A 1,172-nucleotide genomic window follows, 5' to 3' on the forward strand; every position below is an offset into this window, starting at 1 on the left:
ATTGCGTAGCTTACCGCTTTGTTCCGGCTGTCTTTTGGTATATCACTGGCTTTCGCCGTTACGTGACAATTAGTACAGCTCTTGTTTGCAAGGTTTTTAGTGTAGCTCGGTATCCCAAAAGCGGTAAAGCTCATCGCCGCTAACGCCAGGAGCAACACTATCAGCAGTAAATTTATTTTATATTTCGCTTTCAACTATACCCCTCCTTTCTACCTGCGACCTAAGGTGTCTATTACATTACCAACTGTATCGGTAAACTTGAAGGTGTGAACATATAACGGCATGTCGGGATTACTGCTGTTCTTATCGGGCATGTAGTTGCTCCAGTCAAACCCTGCTCCTACATCATGGCAGGAAGCACAAAGCTGATTGGCTGAATCCATGCGCAGTAACCCTTCATTGGGTTCTCCATCGCCATTTACCACCCGGTGTACGTTGTGGCAGGTCGAACAGCTATAACTTGCGCTGTTGTAATGTAAACTAAGTTTGTATTCAGATACTTCTTCCAATACACCTGTATATTCATAGTATTGATAATTTCCTATACTGTTAGAACCGGTCTTAAGAGCTGAACTGCCGTCACCGTGACAGTCGGTACCAGCACAGCTGTCTACCTGCTGAACATAACCCCACTTCCCGGGATTTATGATGTTAAAGCTGCTCGGTGATTTGATGTGGTTGCTGGCCGGTCCGTGGCAACCCTGACAAAGGTATGAATAACCATCTGTTCCCGGAACTGCCGGGTGGCTCCACATTGATGTTACATTACCTTCTGCATCCTCTACTATACCACTGTAGCTCGGGTGGCAGTCAGCACAGTTTTCCTCTTCTACATAGCTTCCTAAAGCTAAAAGATAATCCGCTGGCGTTAAACCACCGGTATGAGTGGTATTGGCTAAATACCCTTCGTTGCCTGCTCCTTTCTGGTGGCAGGCTTCGCAGGTCCCCATGTTGGGTGCCCGTTTTAATGCCGATGACCCTGCCAACTCTGTTCCCTGGTACTCTGCCGGTAAACTCTTGTTCCATAAGGTTTCAGAAGTACCGTGAGCATAGTGGCAGGTTAAACAGGTCATGATGTTCTTCCCTTCATTGATTTCAAACTTTAATCCTATTGCTTTTACAGCATCAATCGAGGTAAATTCTGTTGCGTCAAATCCTACCTGGTGACGATA

Annotated in this window: 2 protein-coding genes; both read right to left on the reverse strand. The window is 46.1% G+C overall.

The features are described from left to right. On the reverse strand, nucleotides 1-194 hold a 194-nt coding region (locus tag ciss_RS07575), incomplete at its 3' end, for a hypothetical protein (protein ID WP_143298508.1). A 15-nt stretch (nucleotides 195-209) separates the two neighbouring features. Then, on the reverse strand, nucleotides 210-1,172 hold a 963-nt coding region (locus ciss_RS07580), incomplete at its 5' end, for a cytochrome c3 family protein (RefSeq protein WP_235837272.1).

It is taken from the genome of Carboxydothermus islandicus, from assembly GCF_001950325.1.
Lineage (GTDB): Bacteria > Bacillota > Z-2901 > Carboxydothermales > Carboxydothermaceae > Carboxydothermus > Carboxydothermus islandicus.